The sequence below is a fragment of the Micromonospora sp. NPDC007230 genome (genome assembly GCF_042869115.1).
Lineage (GTDB): Bacteria > Actinomycetota > Actinomycetes > Mycobacteriales > Micromonosporaceae > Micromonospora.
Genome location: NZ_JBIAFE010000042.1, coordinates 1 through 17,084, shown reverse-complemented (window position 1 = coordinate 17,084; position 17,084 = coordinate 1). Strand labels below are relative to the sequence as shown.

Genomic DNA, 17,084 nt, shown 5'->3' with positions numbered 1-17,084 from the left:
CAACGCTGGTCATGGTTAAGACATCGAGTGAGCCGACCCGGCCGACGCCAGCACACAGGAGACGTGATGACCAGAACCGACAGACCAGCCGGTGCGCTCCAGGAAGCGCACATCCCGGTCCAGGCGAAGCTCGCCGCAGCCTGGGCCAGCTTCATGTTCCTCTACATCTACGTCGACTACCTCGCCCTGTACAAGCCCGGCTTCATCAACGACATCCTGGCCGGCGTCGTTCATGAGTTCGACACCGGCCCAACCTTTGTCGCCCTTGCGCTCACGCTCATGGCCATCCCGATCCTCATGATCCTGCTCTCCACGACACTCCCCGCCCGTGTCAACCGCGCCACCAACCTCGTCGTGGCAACGCTCTACATTCCCGTCTCGGTGTACAACGCGGAGGGCGAGTCCTGGACCTACTTCTACTTCTACGGCCTCTCCATCGGACTCGAGCTGCTGCTCCTGGCCTTCATCCTGCGCGCCGCATGGACCTGGCCCCGGACCATTCGAGCCACCGCCGGCCGCGACCCCGCCCAGGCCCGGGTGTGACGCTCGAGGCAGGCCCAGTGTGCGGGGTCGCAGACAGCGGCTCCGGCAACAGCGACCGCGAGCAGCAGCACGATCCAGAGCGGGACGGCGCCGACGTCGCGCAGCACCACGGAGTCGCCCGCCCCGTCGGTGAGCAGCAGCGTGAGCACGAACAGCACGGCGGCGAGGACGGCGTCGGCCAGCGCGTGAACGGGCCTCGGTGCACTGGATCAACGTAGGCGCGTCCGGGGCTGCCGCAGCTAGCCGACACGCTGCCGCTGCTGCTCAGCGCGGTGTTGGCGGCCTCGTTCAGACGCGGCTCGGTAGGGGCGACAGGCGAGCGTGAGCTCACTGCCCAAGAGCTTCACGCCGTCGCTCCAACGCACGGGTAGCCGCGATCCGAGCGTTACGGATCGTGACCGCTTGCGTCCGGAGGAACGTCCGGACATGCCGAGATCAGCGCACCCGATGGCCGAGGTGTTGGCCAGGCGCCTCGCCGAGCGAGGCGACCAAGATCCTCGCGGAGGGCCGTTGTTCGATAGGTTCGAAACACCGCTCCTGACCTGATCTGATGTCGAATGCACTGCCGTGGGGCGAGCACGGCTAGGACTGCCTGCGGTATGGCATGTCTTATTCCGGTGTTGAGAATCAGCTACCTGCGGAATACCGGGCTAGCGTTTGGCTGTCTTCGGACGTGTCCTGGTGGTTTCACTCTCCAGGCCGCGCGGTTCGCGGTCGCGGGTTACCGTCACGGCGTCCTGGACGGCGCCCAGCAGCAGCGCGCCCGCGACGCCGACCACGGCGCCGGCTATAAACGTGTCGTACTGGACGCGGCGTTCCTGGTCGATGTTGGCGCCGTCGGCGGAGTACTGGGCCAGGTAGCCGAGCTTCGGCTCCTCCATGATCGGATAGTTGAACGTCAGGCCGACGTCCGCCTCCGTGTATGGCGAGAGCGCCGAACTCCATTGATAGCCCATTAGCGTCGGGTCGCGGAAGTTCACTCGCGCCATCGCTCCCGCCGCGATCGGCGTACCTTCGGTCACCACCAGCAGCGGGACCGAGCCACGGCAGGCGACCTTGCTGCAGTTCATGCCCGGCAGCTCCAGCACGGTGGCCGCGGGATCACGGCCGGCGGCCAGGACGCTGCGGGGGACGTCGACGCCGGCGGTGAACGTAGTCGTTCCGTCGTTGGCGGGCTTCCAAGCGGGCTTGAGTTCAAACCGGGTCCGCGCCATCGTGGTGCCCTGGCCGAACTCGTTCGCATGCGTGCAGCCGGGATCGCACTGCACCTCGGCGGCCAGGCCCGGGACGAGGAGCACGTCCGGCAGGACCACGAACACGTCAGCCGTGCCGCCGGGGTCCTTCGAGTCGCTCGTCCCGGTGACGGTGATCACGACGTCGCCGGGCCGGCCGAGCGGCGCCTGAATCGTCAGCCTTGCCGTGCTGACCGCCCGATCGGAGCCGATGGCGACGACGGCAGGGGCCGGGCGCGACGGCGGCGAGGCAGTCGGATACAGCCGCCACGAGAGCAGCAGTGCCGCTACGCCACCGACGAGGTACAGGATTGTGGGGAGGTACCGAAGCCAACCTCGGGCTCGACTACTACGGCCTGATCCCAAGCGTTGCTCCCTTTCGATGCTCGGTGGGCGCCGCCATAGTAGCTACGGGAGCAAGATGGCGGCGATGACCGCAGCCAGTCTCGGGGGTTCCAGGCGGTCCGGGAGCGGCCGTCATGTCCCCCTCAGCTCCCACAGGATGCCCCAGCGATGGCCGTGCAGGTTGACCCGCTCGTCTGGGAGCAGGCCATCGCGAGGATGCTGGAGCGCGGCGAGTCGGCCGATGCAGCAATCGCCGGGTTCAACGTCGAAACCGGCCATGACTACACATCCGATCACTGCCTCACCTACTGGAAGTCTCGCAACCTCGAGGACTTCGCGGTCGAGGCCGCCCGACCCGCAAGACCGAAGGTCGCCAACGTCACCCGCGAACAAGCCCCTGCCGACCATGACCGGCTTCGGCTTCGCCGATGGAAGCCGATGGGCGGATGCCCGGGCTCAGCCCCGGACGCCGCCTGGGCGCTGGTGGTCTGGCCCACGCGTCCCCCGAGAACCTCCGCGCCCAGTCCACCCCATGGGCGATCATGAGCAGGTGTCTGATGACGATCCCTTCAACTTGCCCAACCTGGCGCAGATCATCGACACCTACATGCACCGGATTCTGGACAGCGGCGAAGACCCTGTGGACGTACTCCTGAAGCTGATGGGGGCGCTGATCGAGCCACCGCTTTTTGAGCACCTATGGTGCGTCGGCAAGCTGTACGCCAACTTCGGCCTGTTGTCCGACATCGTGGACGCCTACCCCGTCGACTACGGCCCCAACGCCGAGACGATCGCCGTCCGCAAGATCCGCGACGCCGCCCGCGACTGGCTTGGCACACCCCGCACCGCCGAGGGCGTGGAGCACTACCTGCAGCGGTGGGATGCGAAGCTTGAAGCCCTACCGGCGATCTACGGAGGGCGGACAGTCCGGGGTAAGCCGGGACACCCGACGGATCTGCCACCCACGAACGCCTGAACCAGCCAGCCGCTCACCGTGCAGCTGACTGGCATCCGGCTCTGCCGCGAGGCGTGCGCCGGCAGGGCGCGTTGTGTTCGCTGCTGGCGACTGGCGTACGGGCAGGATTGACTACGAGTCTTGGACGAGGAAACAGCCGTGCCGGCCGTCGGTGGAGATGAACGCGAATGCCACCGGTGCGGCGCCGAGGTTGAGGTGGAACGGTTTCCAGTTCGCCTCGAGGCGTAGTAGGGGTCGCCACGGCCCGCTCTTGGGCCAGTCGTGCTCGTTGAGCAGCAGTGCCGTCCCGCCGATCTTGTCCTGGTCCAGTGCCTGGAAGTAGCGGTCCCGTTCGTGTGGCGGCAGCGCCATGTAGGCGTCGTACGGCAGGTGCTCGGGGTCCTCACCGCGGATCAGCTCGACGGTGTACTCCGCTGGCGATCCATCGTCGTGGTAGAGGGTTGGGCCGTTGGTCAGTGGGCTGGTCGGCCCGTCGAAGACGCCGCCGGGCTGGATGATGACGGCGTTCTCGCCGCTGTCGGGGAAGATGACGTCCGGGTCGAAGTCCTCCACGTCGCTGCCGTGGTCGCCATGGGTGACGAACACGTAGGCCAACTGTCCCGGGCCGGCTCCGGCGAGTTCGGGCTCCAGTGCGATCTGGCAGACAAACCGCATCGGGGTGCCCCAGCCTTGGCTGAGCGGCCACTGCGGTCCGGTAAGCCAGACGGGCTGACCGCCGAACTTGGTGACCGGCTCGGTCACCGGCGCCTCGGCCCGGTGATAGTTCCCGATCCGCCATACGGCAGCCATGGCGGCGACCGTAGCAGACAGCCCCAGCAGCCGGCACGCAGCCAATCGTGACAGCGCTGGTCGCGTGAGGGCGGGTCGACATCGAATGGTCGCCGTAGATACAGCATTAACCTTGACCTGTTCCTGGACGTATCCTCATCTGCCGCCGCTAATGGGCGGCGATTCTGGGACCCGGCTCAGTGGGCGGTCAGGCAGCGCGGCGGGCGCGGCGGCGGGCTCGGATAAAGGCTGCATCGCCGCGCACGTCGCCCCACCAGGACCACGGAACGCTGGTCACGTACCGGCCGATCGACGCGAAGACCGGCGCGGCGTCGGCGTCGCGGCCAGTGCGCGCCAGCCCGTACGCCAAGAAGTTCACGTCGTTGAGCCAGTCGGCGTGCCGGGTGGCCGGCTGGTGGAACCAGCGGGACAGCGCGTTGTCGAGATCGGACTGCATGACCGGATCCTGCCGCCACCTTTGGCCGATCTCGTCGGTGGTGCTGCCCGAGGCCTCGCGTTCTTGCTCCCACAGCGCCCACTCGGCGGCGGCCCGCACCGGCAGCACGTGCAGCGGCGAGCCCGCAGGCGCTGCGGCGGCGACGGACCGGGCGAAGCCGAACATCGCCTCGTGCGAGCCGCTCCACTTCCTGCAGTGGTAGGTCAGCTTTTGGATGTGCCCCTCCCGATGCCAGGGGTCCCGCCGGGTCAGCTCACGCCACGTCTCCTCGACGTCCTCCCGTGGCGCGCTCTGGTCGATCATGAGGTCCAGCCGGTTCGCCCACGGCGTGGGGTCCTCGGGTGCGAGCCGCATTGCCAGGTCGTTCACCTGTCCGGCCAGGTGCAGCAGGCGGTTGAACTCAGCCCACTGCTCTGGACGGACGGTGGCGGCCCAGTCCCCGCCGCGCACCTCCCAGGCTCGTGCCATCAGGGACCGAGCACGTACGAGCTGAGCATCCGGATTGGTGGGCGAGCCCGCCGCCCAGCGGTCGGTCCAGGCGGCCTCGGTGTCGACCCGGCCGGTCGTACGGTCGACTCGGGATCCCAGCCCACCAGCGGTCGATTCGGCCAGCACGCGGACGTACCGCGCCCGACGGTCGTAGTCACCCCGGGTGGCGGCCAAAGCCTTACGGGCCGGCCCGATGTCGGTGCCGTACCGCGCCTCCATGCACGCCTCGCGCAGCACGGCGTCGTCCTGCGCCAGGTTGGTATCGATCTGGCGGGTGAGCAGCCGCCACACGGTCGAGATCATAGTCAAAGAGGGTAAGCGTCGGCTCGCGTCCACCTCCGGCCTGGACCCGGTGCCGCGCGAGCCTGTCACGCAGGATGGCGACCACGCTGGCCTGTCGGCGCAGGTTCTGTCTCGCGGATCTTGTCGGTCGGGGACAGCGCGTAGCCAGTCGAGCATTTGGACCAGGTCAAGCGTGGCTCCGTAGTGACTCCAGCAAGCCAGAGAACTTCGGCGAGGTGGCGCGGTGCAGGGCCTGGGCGCCGCGGCCGACAGCGAGGCCTCGACGCCCGCTAATTTCGTTGAGCCCGCACCTGTGATCGTGTTGGCTAGCGGCACCGAACTGTCAGTACCGCTGGTGTCCGCTTGGCTGTAGCAGGGAGTTAAACGTGCCGGACATTGTCGTCGACCCCGGTGCCCATAATCGGGCAGCCTGGGACAAGTATGTCCAGGAGGGCAACGAGTGGTCGAGGCCGGTGAGTGCTGAGGATGTCGAGCGCGCCCGTATGGGCGACTGGTCGATTGTTCTCATGGGGCGTGAGCCAGTCGACCGCTCCTGGCTGCCGACGGACCTGACCGGCAAGGACGTGTTGTGCCTGGCCTCCGGCGGTGGCCAGCAGGGTCCGATCCTCGCCGCCGCAGGGGCGCGGGTCACCGTGTTCGACAACTCGCCCCGCCAGCTCGGTCAGGACCAGATGGTGGCGGCGCGCGACGGACTCGAGCTGCGCACCGTCCTGGGTGACATGCGCGACCTCAGCGCCTTCGGCGACGCGGCATTCGATGTTGTGTTCCACCCGGTCTCGAACTTATTTGTACCCGACTTGGCACCGGTGTGGCGTGAGTGCTTCCGCGTCCTGCGACCGGGCGGAACTCTGCTCGTGGGCTTCCTCAACCCTGATGTGTACTTGTTCGACCACGAGGCCCTCGACGAGCGCGGCGAGCTGGTCGTCGTGCACAAGCTGCCCTACAGCGATGTCACGCAGTACTCCGCCGAGGAACGCGCCACGAAGTTCGGCGCGGATGCGCCTCTTGAATATAGTCACACCCTCACCGAGCAGATCGGCGGGCAACTCGCCGCGGGGTTCGTCCTCACCGGCTTCGCAGAAGCACCGGACCAATCCAACGCATCCGCCCAATACATGTCGAACTATTTTGCGACGCTGGCGGTCAAGCCAGGCTGACCCAGCCGCGGCGCCGGCCGAGACGGCCGTTCGAAATCCCTCCTGCGCCGCCGCCCTTGCGAGCCCCCTGCTGCCAATGGGCCCAGGAAGCGTGCCGTTGGTCGGGGCCAGTGAGCGGAGACGTCAACGCTTGCCATAGCCGCTGGTATTCGGCTGGCTCGCCGATCGCGGCCCGGTGCTGCGGGTGGTCGACGTAGTGCCGGTTCGTGTCGGCGTTGAACCATGGGTGGACGTTGTCGGTGCGCAGCCGCCGGGCCAAGGGGAGGATGTCGCGGCGGCGTACCAGTTCCGGTTGCGCGTAGGGCGGCCGGGCCGGGCCGGCGGCGGTCGGCCCACCGGCGCGAACGCCGGCAGCCAGGACCACGACGCCGACGGCGAGCAGGAGGAGTACGAGATCGGTCACGACAAGCGGCGTCGGCGACGGCTGCGTTGGCACCGGTCGGCCCTCGATCAGGTCGATGAGCTGCGCGCCGAGGTCTGCCGCGTCACCGTGCTGGCTGCCGCTGTTCGCCGCGACAACGACGCCGTACCCGGTCGCCGGGAGCAGCGCCTGGTATGCGGTGATGGTGATCAGGCCGCCGGTGTGTTCGACCAGGGGTGCACCCGAGGGGGTCGTTTCGACATACCAGCCGACGGCGTAGGAGCTCTCCGCCGACGGGCGGCGCATTTCGGCGATGGCGGCCGATGAGACGACCGGCGTCTCGTCCACGCCGCGGCCCTGGTCGTTCTGGGCGATGAGCCAGTTGGCCAGGTCGCGTGCGCTGCTCAGTACGCCGCCGGAGCCGTTGCCCACGGACATCTTCCGCTTGGCGAGCATGACGTCGATATCGACGGTGATCGGCATCAGATCACCCCGTTCAGCTCGGCCTGCATCTGCGCCGCCTCGGCGTCGCGAGCATCGTTGGGCGGCGCTCCTGCCGACCTGTGACCCGTGCCACATGCAGTTCCTGTCAGCAATCGGGGCGCCGTTCCGCTCAACTCACCGAGAGCAAGCGAACAGACAGGAGCACCACATGAAGCACCGCATCGTCGTCCTCGGCGCCGGCTATGCCGGGGCCCACGTGGCCGGGAACCTGGCCCGCCGGCTGTCCCCGGCGGACACCGAGATCACCGTGGTCAACGCCGAGCCGGACTTCGTCCAGCGGCTGCGGCTGCACGAGCTCGCGGCCGGCCACGAGATCAAGGCACCGAAACTCGCCGATGTGTTCGCGGGCACGGGGATACGGCTGCGCCTGGCCCGTGTCACCGCCGTCGACCCCGAGCGCCAGGTCGTCGCCGTGGCCGACGCCGACGGCGGCGGCGAGCTCGGCTACGGCACGCTTCTCTACGCGCTCGGCAGCCACGGCGACGACCGCGGCGTCCCCGGCGTGGCCGAGCACGCCTTCGACATCGCCGCCCGGCCCTCGGCGCTGCGCCTGCGCGAGCGCCTGGACAGCCTGGGCAGGCGAGGCGAAGGCGGGAGAGTGCTGGTCGTCGGCGACGGGTTGACCGGCATCGAGACCGCCACCGAGATCGCAGAAGCCCGGCCCGGCCTGTCGGTGACGCTGGTCGCCCGCGGCGAACTGGCCGCCCGGCTCTCCGCCGGAGCCCGCAGCCACCTGCGCCAGGCCTGCGCCCGGCTGGGCATCACCGTCCTAGAGCACACGAAGGTCGAAGCCGTCGAAGCTTCACGGGTGCTGTGCGCCGACGGCACCGCCCTGGCGTCCGACGCCACCGTGTGGACGGCCGGGTTCGCGGTCGACCCCATCGCCGCCGTCAGCGGGCTGGAGGTCACCGAGAACGGTCGGATCGTCGTCGATCGCACCATGCGGTCGGTCTCGCACCCGAACGTCTACGCCGCCGGCGACAGCGCCTACGCCATCGGCGACAACGGCCGGCCGCTGCCGATGTCCTGCGCTTCGGCCGGTTTCACCGGCCAGCAGGCCATCGAGGCGATCGTGGGACGCCTGACCGGCCGCAAGATCGCGAACACGAAGTTGGTCTACCCGGGCAACCACATCAGTCTCGGGCGGCGGGACGGGATCCTGCAGCTGGTTGACGACGAAGCGCAAGCAAAGCCGAAGTACGTGGGCGGCCGGACGGCCGCGCGGATCAAGTCGGGCATCCTCAAGATGTCGCTGTGGGCCACCTCGCACCCGACCTTCGGCCTGCCCAAGCGCAAGCACCGCCTGGCCGCCGCGCCGAATGCGTCCGCCACGAAGGCGGTCGGCGTAACCGCCTAGGGTGATCCGCGTGGACAGCACCGCCACTGATCGCTTCGACACCAGCCGGTTCGAGGCCAGCCGGAACCGGCTGGCCTCGCTGGCGTACCGGCTGCTGGGCTCCGCCGCCGACGCCGAAGACGCCGTGCAGGATGCGTTCCTGCACTGGCAGGCCGTCGACCGGCAGCGGATCAAGGTGCCGGAAGCATGGCTGACCAAGGTCGTCACCAACCTGTGCCTCGACCGGCTCCGCTCGGCGCAAGCCCGCCGCGAACGCACCGTCGGCGCCTGGCTGCCCGAACCGCTCCTCGCCGGCGACCCGATGCTCGGCCCGGCCGACACTTTCGAGCAGCGCGAATCAGTCTCCCTGGCCGTGCTGACTCTCATGGAGCGCCTGTCACCCCTCGAGCGGGCCGTCTACGTCCTGCGCGAAGCGTTCACCTACAGCCACGCCGAGATCGCCGAGATCCTCGACATCACCGAATCCGCAAGCCAGCAGCACCTCCACCGGGCCCGGCACCGCATCACCGCCGCCCGCCGCCGCGGCGGCGGCGAAGTCGACCCGGCATCCGCCCGCAGGATCGTCGAGGAATTCCTCGCCGCTGCCTCCTCGGGCCGCACCGAACGCCTAGTCGCGCTGCTCACCGACGACGCTACCGCGATCTCCGACGGCGCCGGCCTGGCCCAGACCTTGCTGCGGTACGACAATCCGCAGCGCATCGCCGCCATCGTGCGAGCCGGCTTCAAACCCACACCCGCGAAACGGCGACTCGCCGGCGGCACACCCGCCATCCACTACGCGCTCGTCAACGGCGCCGCCGCCATCCTCTTCACGCTCGGCGACCAGGTCATCGGCGCCGTAACGTTCGACATCACAGGCGGCAAGATCGCAACCGTGCGCGGCATCGCCGCCCCCGCCCGCCTCGCCCGCCTCACCCAAGCCTGGCGGCAGCACGAACCGGACACCCCGCTCGTCCCCGAGTGGTGACCCGACGCCGACCGCGGCGCGCCAGCACCCGCGCTGCGATGAACCGCTCCCGGGCTTCGGACGCCACCACCCGCATGCGGACAGCGTTGCGCTGAGTGCACGAGGTACATCGCGCCCACCAGGCAACCTGGCTACAACCCGTACCGCGCATGGCCCACCGCCTACGAGGGCAACGAGACGAGCTGACTAAAGGCTCGTTCTGTGTTCTGTCAATGACCGATCGCTCCTGAATCGACGATCCGGTCGTCGCAAACGCGAATCGGGTCGGCTCGCGGTCCAGCGCCGGCGGCGACGTGCGACAGTCGTAGGAGCCGACGGCGGCCATCTTCCACAGGTGCCCGATGACCTGCCGCACGTCGGTCCGTAGGTTCGGTTCGACCGTTGTGGCGACTGGCCCGTGTCCATGCCGACGAGGGACCTCGAGCCGCTGGTCGACGGGTGGTGTGGGGAGGAGGAGCACGCAGATGCGAAGAGGGAAGCTTGCTGGGCGCGGCTCGGTGCTGGCCTTGGCGGTCGTAGCCGCCGGCCTGCCGGCGACCGGCGCCCTGGCCGGGCCGGGGGCCGACGAACGCCCGGCCAGCGCGCAGTGGTCGCACCCGGAAGACTGCGCGCAGTGGTCGTATCCGGAAGACCCCGGCTTTGTCGCCACGAGTCCAGGGGAACTAGATGCCGCTAAAGCCAGTTGGGAAACGCCGGAATATGGTTATTATACCGGCCATAATCCTTCTACTCCTGGCACAGCAGTCAATTCCCCATGGCAGCTCGCCGCGGTAAACGCGTCCACCGCCTACGCCTTGGGGTACTGCGGGCAGGGCGTCACGCTGGGCATGATGGATTCGGGCTACAGGCCTACACACGAAGCATTTCAGACCGAGCGGATCGAATCGGTGACAGGGGAGGGTGTCTACGGCACGTCCGGCTACGGGTATCGTGGCGCGACCCCGACGAACCCTTTTACTGCGGGCGAGTGGTTCACTGTGGCCGGTGATCAGGCGAGAACAAGTGACTACTCGCACGGGACCGGTATGCTTGGCGTCACCTCCGGCATGCGCGATGGTACAGACCAGCACGGCATCGCCTTCGGATCGAAGATGTATGTTGCCAAGACCGGCGGCTCCGATAGCCAGTCCCACGGCCCCTTCCACGATTACGTGTACTGGTATACAGCCAATAAGGCCCTGGTCGACGCAGGCGCCCAGGTCATCAACAGCAGTTGGGGCTCTTATGTCCAAACTCTCGACAGAGCCCGCTATGACGGCTTAGGAAACGACCTTGGAGTCAACGGCAACCGCGCCAACGCTTACCAACTTCCTGGCAAAGACAGCGCCAGCGCCACGGCAATGGCGACCATTATCCCCAACGAACACCTGAAGGATCTGGAGTACCAGTATTTCTTCTTCAAGAAAAGCTATTCGGAAGGCGGCATTCAATACAATCCGAACCACCCCGGACGTTCCTTTATGGACGCCATCTGGGATGCCATCAAGGATAGCGGTACCGTCAACGCAAGGTCGGCCGGCAACAACGACTGGAGCAACCCGTATTTTCGCCCGGCGTATCCCCTCTTCAATCCCTTGGCGGAAAAGCAGTGGATAGCCGTCGGCGGGGTGCAACCGCCCACTGCGACCAATCCCGAATACACAAAGCACTTCGGGTATAACGAGGCGGGGCTCGCCAAATGGTGGAACGTGTCTACCCCTTCAAGCAACGTTCGGACCACGAGCAGCGGTGGTGACACTAACTACTCAAACTCAAGCGGCACGTCACCGGCAACGCCCGTTGCGACAGCGGTGATGGGGGTTCTGCTCTCCCGCTATCCGAACATGGACGCCAAGCAGGTGCGTGAGCTGATGTTCACCACGGCGAACAACAAGATGTCCGACGGCGTGAGATTCCTCGGCACCGGGCAAACCTCCCCCTCCGGGGCATCCATCGCCTGGACCGCCCCCGACGGTCTTCCGGACGAACGCTGGGGCTGGGGGATTCCCGATCTGGCCAAGGGCATGTACGGCCCCGGCCAGCTCCTGAGCCCCATGACCTACAACATGGATAAAGCGCCCTTGGACGTCTGGTCGAACGACATCAGCCAGATCGCGATCAAGGAAAGGGAAAGGGAAGATCTGGAGTGGCTGGCCGGCTACAAGAAGCAAGGCATTGCCTACGCCGGTGAATTCAGCCCCAACGTGCTGAACCCGGACGGCACGCTTGACGAACAGGCCTTCATGCTTCAGGGCATTTTGGGTGATCCTCACATCCAAGCTATCACTAACGGCCATCCCGAGTTGTACGACAAGATCACCTATGAGGACGCCGTCAAGTGGCGCAAGGAATGGATGGACGAGCGCGCCGCCTACATTCAGAACAACATCGACAACAACCTCTACACGGCTTCTCTGACCAAGCAAGGCCCCGGGACGCTGATCATGACGGGCAACGCCACCTACGAGGGCGGCACGACGGTTGAAGGCGGCAAGCTTTCGATCACCGGCTCGCACGCAAGCTCGATCGACGTCAAGGGCGGCACGCTCGGCGGCAGTGGCAGCGTGGGCGACAGCGTGACCGTCACCAGCGGCGTGCTGCGGCCCGGGCTCGCGTCCGACGAAGCCGCGCAGCTCACCGGCACCTCCGCGGGCAACGTCCTCAACGTCGGCGGGAACGTGACCCTCGGCAGGCAGGGTCGCGTCGCCGTCACGATCTCCGGCGACCAGGACTACACAAGCGTCCGGGCAGCGGGCCAGCTGGTGCTGGACGGCGAGCTGGACCTGGACGTGCGGGGCAAGCTGACCCCCGGCACCGTGTTCACCATCATGAGCGGCAGCTCGATCAAGGGCGCCTTCCACGCGCTGCCCGAGAACCGGGCCCTGAACGTGGGCGGTTACCTGTTCCGAGTGTCCTACAAGAACAACAGCATGACGCTGACCGTCATGCACCCGGTGCCGAACAACGGGAAGTAGGCCGTGATCCGCGGCTTGACCATGGTCGAGCCGCGGTGAAGGGACCGTGAGGAAAGGCGGGCCGCGACGCCGAGATCGGCGTCGCGGCCCACCAATTCGTCCGGCCCGCCCCGTGCCCCTCATTCCATGACGGCCGGCGGAGCAGGCGCCAGTGGGCAGCGACCGCCCCCGTCGTAGTGCCCACGGCATTCCATACCGAGGACGACGGTCGGGTCAGCGTCACCGTGCACCAGGTGATGCGTACCTTGCAGGGCGCTGTGGTCGTCGATCAAGTGGTGACGCACGTCTACCGCTTCACTGGCGGCTCATCGTGGACATGGAGATCCAGGACTGACGGCCACACGATGACGAGCTGATCTGCCGCGTAGTGCGCCCGTTGGCATCGATTCCACCGCTAGGTTCCGTAACGCCCGCAGCTACCCGCGGCCATCGAGCTGTCGCCCCGCCTGCCGCCATCCGGCTCCGCGACCGCGCCCTGCGATCCCGGCGACGCAAGGCGACTCCGGCTTTCGACCTCGATCCACCGGTACGGCACATCGTCCACACCCGACTCGACCTGGGGGAGTTGGTGGACCTGGATGGGAGCGACGTCGGGAGCCGACTTCCCGCGGGACCGGTCGCAGCAGCGGTCGATCTGGGTGTCATTTCCTGACCTGCCGCCAGAGATGTGCGGTCCTCCGCGAACACTCCCGCCGCCATCGGCGAAGTAGGATTGGGCCCTCGCCGCGTACGGGGGGTGCCGCCTAGAACTCAGACGGAAGTAGCGCAGGCGCGTGCGAGATGGGCAGGGATCGGCCACCTCCAGGCAGCCGGGGTGGCGCGCCAGCGGCATGTTCCTCTTGCAAGCGAGATATCAGTCAGCGGCGGCTCGCCGCTTCACTTACCCTTCCCGCATGAATCTCGATGATCTTCCCCTGGCGGAGTTCGCGTTCCCCGGGCCGCTGCGAGACAAGCTGGTGGCCGCCATCCTGTCCGGCGCGAAGTCCTCGACCTCCAGCCTTGTGCTCGGATACGAGTGCGCGAACGAGCCGCTGCCTCAGGTCGGCCAGCGATCGGCGGTGGTGGACTCGGAGGGCCGGCGCGTCGCGGTGATCGAGCTGACCGAGGTGCGTGTGGTCCGGCTCGCCGATGTCGATCTGCAACACGCCCTCGACGAGGGCGAAGGAGATGAGTCTGTGGCGCAATGGCGGGCCGGGCACGAGGCGTTCTGGCAGAGCGAGGAGGTGCGCGCGGAGCTGGGTGACCCCGGCTTCACCGTCGACGATGACACCCTGGTGCTGGCCCAGCGTTTCCGGCTGTTGCACACCGTGTGATCCGACAGGCTCGCGGAGTCGACGTCGTCGGCGTGCCGGGCGTGGCCGCGGCTGATTTTCGCTGCGAGGTGTGTCAGTGCGGGCAGGGCCACGCCGATCGCGCCGATGACCCAGGCGGATCCCCGTCGTGAGCGTGGTGGGCCGGCTGCCGCCACAGTTCGTCGGTGGTGTCGCTGTCGCAGTGCTCGTGCATCGGCAGGCTGCGTAGCTCGTCCAGCGGCATCGTCGTTGTCCGGCGGGCCGGGACGGTGGCCCGAGGCCAGGGACGTCGACGGACCCCGCCGGACAGAGCGCCCAGAACTCAGACGGAAGTAGTCTCAGGCGCGAGTGAGATGGACCAGTCTGGGCTACTTCCAGACGGCCGGCGTGCCGCGCCAGCGGCATCTTCCTCTTGTAAGTGAGTAGTCAGGCCGCATCGCAAGATCCGGAACAGTGCGGAACGCGGTGCTGCTCCAAGAGTTGGCGTTATGCAACGCCCTGCGGCAGGTGACGCGCCAACTCGGCCCGCAAGGCCTGGACGCCGGGCTGCATCAGACCGACGTCGACGGTGTAGATGCGGCGGCCGCGCCGTTGGCGGGGACGCTGTGCGGGAGCGGGAGGTGCCACCGCATCCGGCCGCAGGGCCACCTGAAGGACCGCGAACGGACCAGACCGCCGGATCGTTGCTGACTCGATCGCCTCCCACGAGAGAACGACCGGTCGGCCGCTCCGGGCCAGTTCGACGGCGGCGCTTGATATCCGAATCCACGTCCACCGTCCCCGATGAACGACGACCCAGCCGCCGCTGAAGATGATGGCGTAAATGAGGCCGCCCACAAGGGCTAGGAGCGGATGGTGCGGAGGCTCCCAAAGGATCAACGCGAGCGCGGCCCGGACGACCAGCCACGAAGCAGAGGCGACGAGGAACATCATGACAAAGACCCGCCGGACGGGAAGCCGGAAGGCCATCCAGTCGGACGCGCCGGTCACTGGCACTCCATCCATCGACATGACGGCAGGGTAGAGGAGCCCCGCCAGAGCGGTCAGTGATGGCGGCCCTGGGCCCACGAGGCCACGAGACGCCGGCAAAGATCGACGACGAGCAGCATTGGGCACCCGGAACTGGCTGATCAGCCAAGCGAGCAGCCAACCCGGCGAGCAGCAGCGGACGATCGCGGACGCGGGGCATCAACATGAGCAGAAGGACCAGGCGGCGGACCAGCGCTGTGGTACCGACTTGTAATGCGTAGGTCAGCGGTCGACCCGGATGCGGTCGGCGGGGTGCAGCTCGCGGGACCCGTCGGCGTGGAAGACCACGAGGACCGGGACGCCTTCGCCGATGTCCAACTCCTTGCGGGCGACAGGGGTGGGCATCCGCAGCACGGCCCGGGGATGGTGCCTCGGATGGCGAAGTGGGCGTGTGGGGCGAGGCGCGTTGGGGCTCGACGCAGTTGGCGTACTGGACGTACCAGCCGACGCGCCGCCGTAGGTTCTGCCGACACCGATCGAGCAGCCGGCGAAGTGCATCGCGTCCCGGGCCGCGCGACGGTAGTCGTAGGAGTCGGGGTCGACCGGTGTCCCGTCGGGCAGCATCCGGCCGTAGGAGTCGAGGGTGAGCGACAGCCACATGGACGGCCGGTGCTGGGTGCCGTCAGGTGCGGTGTAGACATTCCCGACTGTGCGCGACGACGGCGGGTGGCGTGTGTGGTCCGTCGAGCTGCCTCCGGGGGGCGGGACGCATGTGCGGGCCGACGTCTGTCGGCGATGAGGACCATTGCGTGAGGGGGCAAGCCGCGGTGACCTAGGTCGGTGGCTGGGTCCAGCGTCGCTCCGCGGCGGGGCGACCAGGCACCCCCTCATCCACGATCAGACGAGCTGGTCTCCTTCCATGACACCGTCGCTGCTTTCCACGCCAACCAGTGCAACAGTTGCCGCTCCACCTTTCGTGGGGCGGGAGGTAGTCGCCGAAAAGCGGCGAGACTCACGTCAAGCCGGCCGTACAGGATCTTCTTCCCTTTGCCGACCTCCACCGCTAAACCGTTGGCAAAGGCGAGTACCCGGCACTTCCAAAGCCGGACTGGACGCTCTTCATAGGAGTACGGAAGAAGGAGGTACATGTCCTTCTCGTCCGGAACAATGTCGTTTGGATCCCATCCGAGCCGGTCACGTTCGGCAGCATCGACAAGGGCCCGCAGTTCCCGCTCCGACACCACCCTGATCGCGGCAGGAACCGGCAAGCCGGACCACGTCCGAACGGTCCCCTCACGTCCGGTCCACGACCACCACGGCCTCATCGTTCCCCCAATTGCGGCGCGAACATCCGCGAGCGCTGCCACTTCAATCTTCGCCGGGCCTACTCATCTCGCGCCACTGGCCGCCATCGGCTTGCACGAGCCGCTTCACCATCTGCCGGGCTTCGTCCTCGGTGTCGAACTCCCAGCGGAGCACCCTGTCTCGGAGTCGCCTGCCCTGGCGACAACATGCCACCGGACCTCGCGGGCGAGCCATACGTCGCGCCGGGTCAGCCGGCCCCAGCCGTTGTTCCACCAGCGCGCCACCTGCTCCCGACCTAGGAATCCTGCCTCTGCCGCGGGACCACGTCGAGCTGCTGCTGGCCGATCGGATGTGCGCGCCTGGCCGCGCCTGGCTGTCAGGCGCGCACGTCCGCCGTTCGTGATCGCGCGGGTAAGAGCTCACTTCCGGCCTCGTTAGGGTGCGGTCATGGCTGTCGAATGGAATAGTCGGGTCAACCGGGCCTTCACTCTCCGGGCTGCTCTCGAGTTAACCCAGGACCGGTTCGGTGGCCTGCTCGACCTACCCGGCGCGTGCTTCGTCGTCGAGGCACATGAGGCGACGAGGGAACGGATGTGGGGTGGCGCCAGCGGACCGGTCGCTGACCGGGTGCTCGACATCGTCATCGACCCCCTCAACCCGGCCCCGCCCGGTGAGTCGGATGCGGTGTTCGAGATCCCCGACCTGGGTGCGGCGGCGTTCCTCAAAGTGAACGAGTTCGTACCCCGTGGCGAGGATCCGGAGACCGGGATGTTCGCCTGGGTGACCTCACGCCGCACCGCGGCATCCCAGGTGCTGAGCATCGCGGCGACCATCGCGTTTGCTGAGTGCGGCGACGGGGAGGTCATCGACGAGTACGGCTACTTCAAGGGCCCACGCTTGAATTCGCCGTGCGAGCTGTTGGAGCGGCTCAGGGTGACCGACCCGCAGCAGTCGGTGGAGTTGGCGGTAGACGCCGTGCTCCGGAAGACGCTGCTGCGGCGAGTGTTCGCCTGAGAGGGCGTCTGATTCACGTATTTTGCGAGTGATGCTGCCTTCAGATGTCTCGCCAGGTTGGGGTGGTTTCGTCGGCGACGCGTCTGGTGAG

The 17,084-nt window shown here is 67.5% G+C and carries 15 protein-coding genes and 2 pseudogenes; 10 read left to right on the top strand and 7 right to left on the bottom strand.

What is annotated here, in order from left to right; translation table 11 throughout:
* The first annotated feature begins 66 nt into the window (after positions 1-66).
* Entirely contained in the window at positions 67-543 is a 477-nt protein-coding gene (locus ACFYML_RS34490) for a DUF6326 family protein (RefSeq protein ID WP_387424628.1), read from the top strand.
* A 650-nt stretch (positions 544-1,193) separates the two neighbouring features.
* Here ACFYML_RS34490 and ACFYML_RS34485 read toward each other — a convergent pair.
* The gene (locus ACFYML_RS34485; RefSeq protein WP_387424627.1) at positions 1,194-1,916 is read right to left on the bottom strand and encodes a hypothetical protein; all 723 of its coding nucleotides are present in this window, start codon (positions 1,914-1,916) and stop codon (positions 1,194-1,196) included.
* Between the two features lie 372 nt (positions 1,917-2,288).
* On the opposite strand from ACFYML_RS34485, the gene ACFYML_RS34480 reads away from it, so the two are divergent.
* Together ACFYML_RS34480 and ACFYML_RS34475 are read left to right on the top strand one after the other, a co-directional pair.
* Positions 2,289-2,666 (top strand): hypothetical protein, encoded by a 378-nt coding sequence (locus ACFYML_RS34480; RefSeq protein ID WP_387424626.1) that lies wholly within the window; start codon positions 2,289-2,291, stop codon positions 2,664-2,666.
* A 4-nt stretch (positions 2,667-2,670) separates the two neighbouring features.
* On the top strand, positions 2,671-3,096 hold the full coding sequence (locus ACFYML_RS34475) for a hypothetical protein (protein ID WP_387424625.1): 426 nt from the start codon (positions 2,671-2,673) through the stop codon (positions 3,094-3,096).
* 111 nt (positions 3,097-3,207) lie between these two features.
* Here the strand turns inward: ACFYML_RS34475 and ACFYML_RS34470 are convergent, their stop codons facing one another.
* Both ACFYML_RS34470 and ACFYML_RS34465 read right to left on the bottom strand, forming a co-directional pair.
* The gene (locus tag ACFYML_RS34470; RefSeq protein WP_387424624.1) at positions 3,208-3,885 is read right to left on the bottom strand and encodes a hypothetical protein; all 678 of its coding nucleotides are present in this window, start codon (positions 3,883-3,885) and stop codon (positions 3,208-3,210) included.
* 187 nt (positions 3,886-4,072) lie between these two features.
* Positions 4,073-5,113: a DUF4034 domain-containing protein gene (locus tag ACFYML_RS34465; RefSeq protein WP_387424623.1), complete on the bottom strand. Its 1,041-nt coding sequence runs from the start codon at positions 5,111-5,113 to the stop codon at positions 4,073-4,075.
* A gap of 365 nt (positions 5,114-5,478) precedes the next feature.
* On the opposite strand from ACFYML_RS34465, the gene ACFYML_RS34460 reads away from it, so the two are divergent.
* Positions 5,479-6,270, top strand: a complete 792-nt coding sequence (locus tag ACFYML_RS34460) for a class I SAM-dependent methyltransferase (protein ID WP_387424622.1) — start codon at positions 5,479-5,481, stop codon at positions 6,268-6,270.
* Here ACFYML_RS34460 and ACFYML_RS34455 read toward each other — a convergent pair.
* Entirely contained in the window at positions 6,257-7,210 is a 954-nt protein-coding gene (locus ACFYML_RS34455) for a serine hydrolase (protein ID WP_387424621.1), read from the bottom strand. The genes ACFYML_RS34460 and ACFYML_RS34455 overlap by 14 nt on opposite strands.
* A gap of 73 nt (positions 7,211-7,283) precedes the next feature.
* Here ACFYML_RS34455 and ACFYML_RS34450 point away from each other — a divergent pair, with 73 nt between their 5' ends.
* The 5 genes and pseudogenes from ACFYML_RS34450 (at position 7,284) to ACFYML_RS34430 (ending at position 13,726) form a co-directional block, all read left to right on the top strand.
* Positions 7,284-8,492, top strand: coding sequence for an NAD(P)/FAD-dependent oxidoreductase (locus tag ACFYML_RS34450; RefSeq protein ID WP_387424620.1), 1,209 nt, complete (start codon positions 7,284-7,286; stop codon positions 8,490-8,492).
* 10 nt (positions 8,493-8,502) lie between these two features.
* Positions 8,503-9,459, top strand: a complete 957-nt coding sequence (locus ACFYML_RS34445; RefSeq protein ID WP_387424619.1) for a sigma-70 family RNA polymerase sigma factor — start codon at positions 8,503-8,505, stop codon at positions 9,457-9,459.
* A 464-nt stretch (positions 9,460-9,923) separates the two neighbouring features.
* Positions 9,924-12,413 carry a S8 family serine peptidase gene (locus ACFYML_RS34440; RefSeq protein ID WP_387424618.1) on the top strand — a complete coding sequence of 830 codons (2,490 nt, stop codon included), beginning with the start codon at positions 9,924-9,926 and terminating at the stop codon, positions 12,411-12,413.
* Between the two features lie 440 nt (positions 12,414-12,853).
* Positions 12,854-12,960: pseudogene (locus tag ACFYML_RS34435) on the top strand (RNase III inhibitor); the annotation flags it as partial.
* 346 nt (positions 12,961-13,306) lie between these two features.
* Positions 13,307-13,726 carry an ASCH domain-containing protein gene (locus ACFYML_RS34430; RefSeq protein WP_387424617.1) on the top strand — a complete coding sequence of 140 codons (420 nt, stop codon included), beginning with the start codon at positions 13,307-13,309 and terminating at the stop codon, positions 13,724-13,726.
* Positions 13,727-14,191: 465 nt separating this feature from the next.
* Here ACFYML_RS34430 and ACFYML_RS34425 read toward each other — a convergent pair whose 3' ends face one another.
* From ACFYML_RS34425 to ACFYML_RS34415, 3 genes and pseudogenes are all read right to left on the bottom strand, one after another.
* Entirely contained in the window at positions 14,192-14,716 is a 525-nt protein-coding gene (locus ACFYML_RS34425) for a hypothetical protein (protein ID WP_387424616.1), read from the bottom strand.
* A 377-nt stretch (positions 14,717-15,093) separates the two neighbouring features.
* Positions 15,094-15,391, bottom strand: a pseudogene (locus ACFYML_RS34420) (replication initiator); the annotation flags it as partial.
* 170 nt (positions 15,392-15,561) lie between these two features.
* Entirely contained in the window at positions 15,562-15,915 is a 354-nt protein-coding gene (locus ACFYML_RS34415) for a hypothetical protein (protein ID WP_387424615.1), read from the bottom strand.
* Positions 15,916-16,426: 511 nt separating this feature from the next.
* Between ACFYML_RS34415 and ACFYML_RS34410 the strand changes: the two genes are divergently transcribed.
* A complete protein-coding gene (locus ACFYML_RS34410) occupies positions 16,427-16,993 on the top strand; it encodes a hypothetical protein (RefSeq protein ID WP_387424614.1) in 567 nt (188 codons plus the stop codon).
* The last annotated feature ends 91 nt before the right edge of the window (positions 16,994-17,084 follow it).

Bases quoted from the DNA above. Each gene is read 5' to 3' on its own strand.
- ACFYML_RS34465 (WP_387424623.1), bottom strand. From the start codon at position 5,113: ATGATCTCGACCGTGTGGCGGCTGCTCACCCGCCAGATCGATACCAAC.
- ACFYML_RS34450 (WP_387424620.1), top strand. From the start codon at position 7,284: ATGAAGCACCGCATCGTCGTCCTCGGCGCCGGCTATGCCGGGGCCCAC.
- ACFYML_RS34410 (WP_387424614.1), top strand. From the start codon at position 16,427: ATGGCTGTCGAATGGAATAGTCGGGTCAACCGGGCCTTCACTCTCCGG.
- ACFYML_RS34425 (WP_387424616.1), bottom strand. From the start codon at position 14,716: ATGTCGATGGATGGAGTGCCAGTGACCGGCGCGTCCGACTGGATGGCC.
- ACFYML_RS34430 (WP_387424617.1), top strand. From the start codon at position 13,307: ATGAATCTCGATGATCTTCCCCTGGCGGAGTTCGCGTTCCCCGGGCCG.
- ACFYML_RS34490 (WP_387424628.1), top strand. From the start codon at position 67: ATGACCAGAACCGACAGACCAGCCGGTGCGCTCCAGGAAGCGCACATC.
- ACFYML_RS34470 (WP_387424624.1), bottom strand. From the start codon at position 3,885: ATGGCTGCCGTATGGCGGATCGGGAACTATCACCGGGCCGAGGCGCCG.
- ACFYML_RS34480 (WP_387424626.1), top strand. From the start codon at position 2,289: ATGGCCGTGCAGGTTGACCCGCTCGTCTGGGAGCAGGCCATCGCGAGG.
- ACFYML_RS34440 (WP_387424618.1), top strand. From the start codon at position 9,924: ATGCGAAGAGGGAAGCTTGCTGGGCGCGGCTCGGTGCTGGCCTTGGCG.
- ACFYML_RS34455 (WP_387424621.1), bottom strand. From the start codon at position 7,210: ATGTGGCACGGGTCACAGGTCGGCAGGAGCGCCGCCCAACGATGCTCG.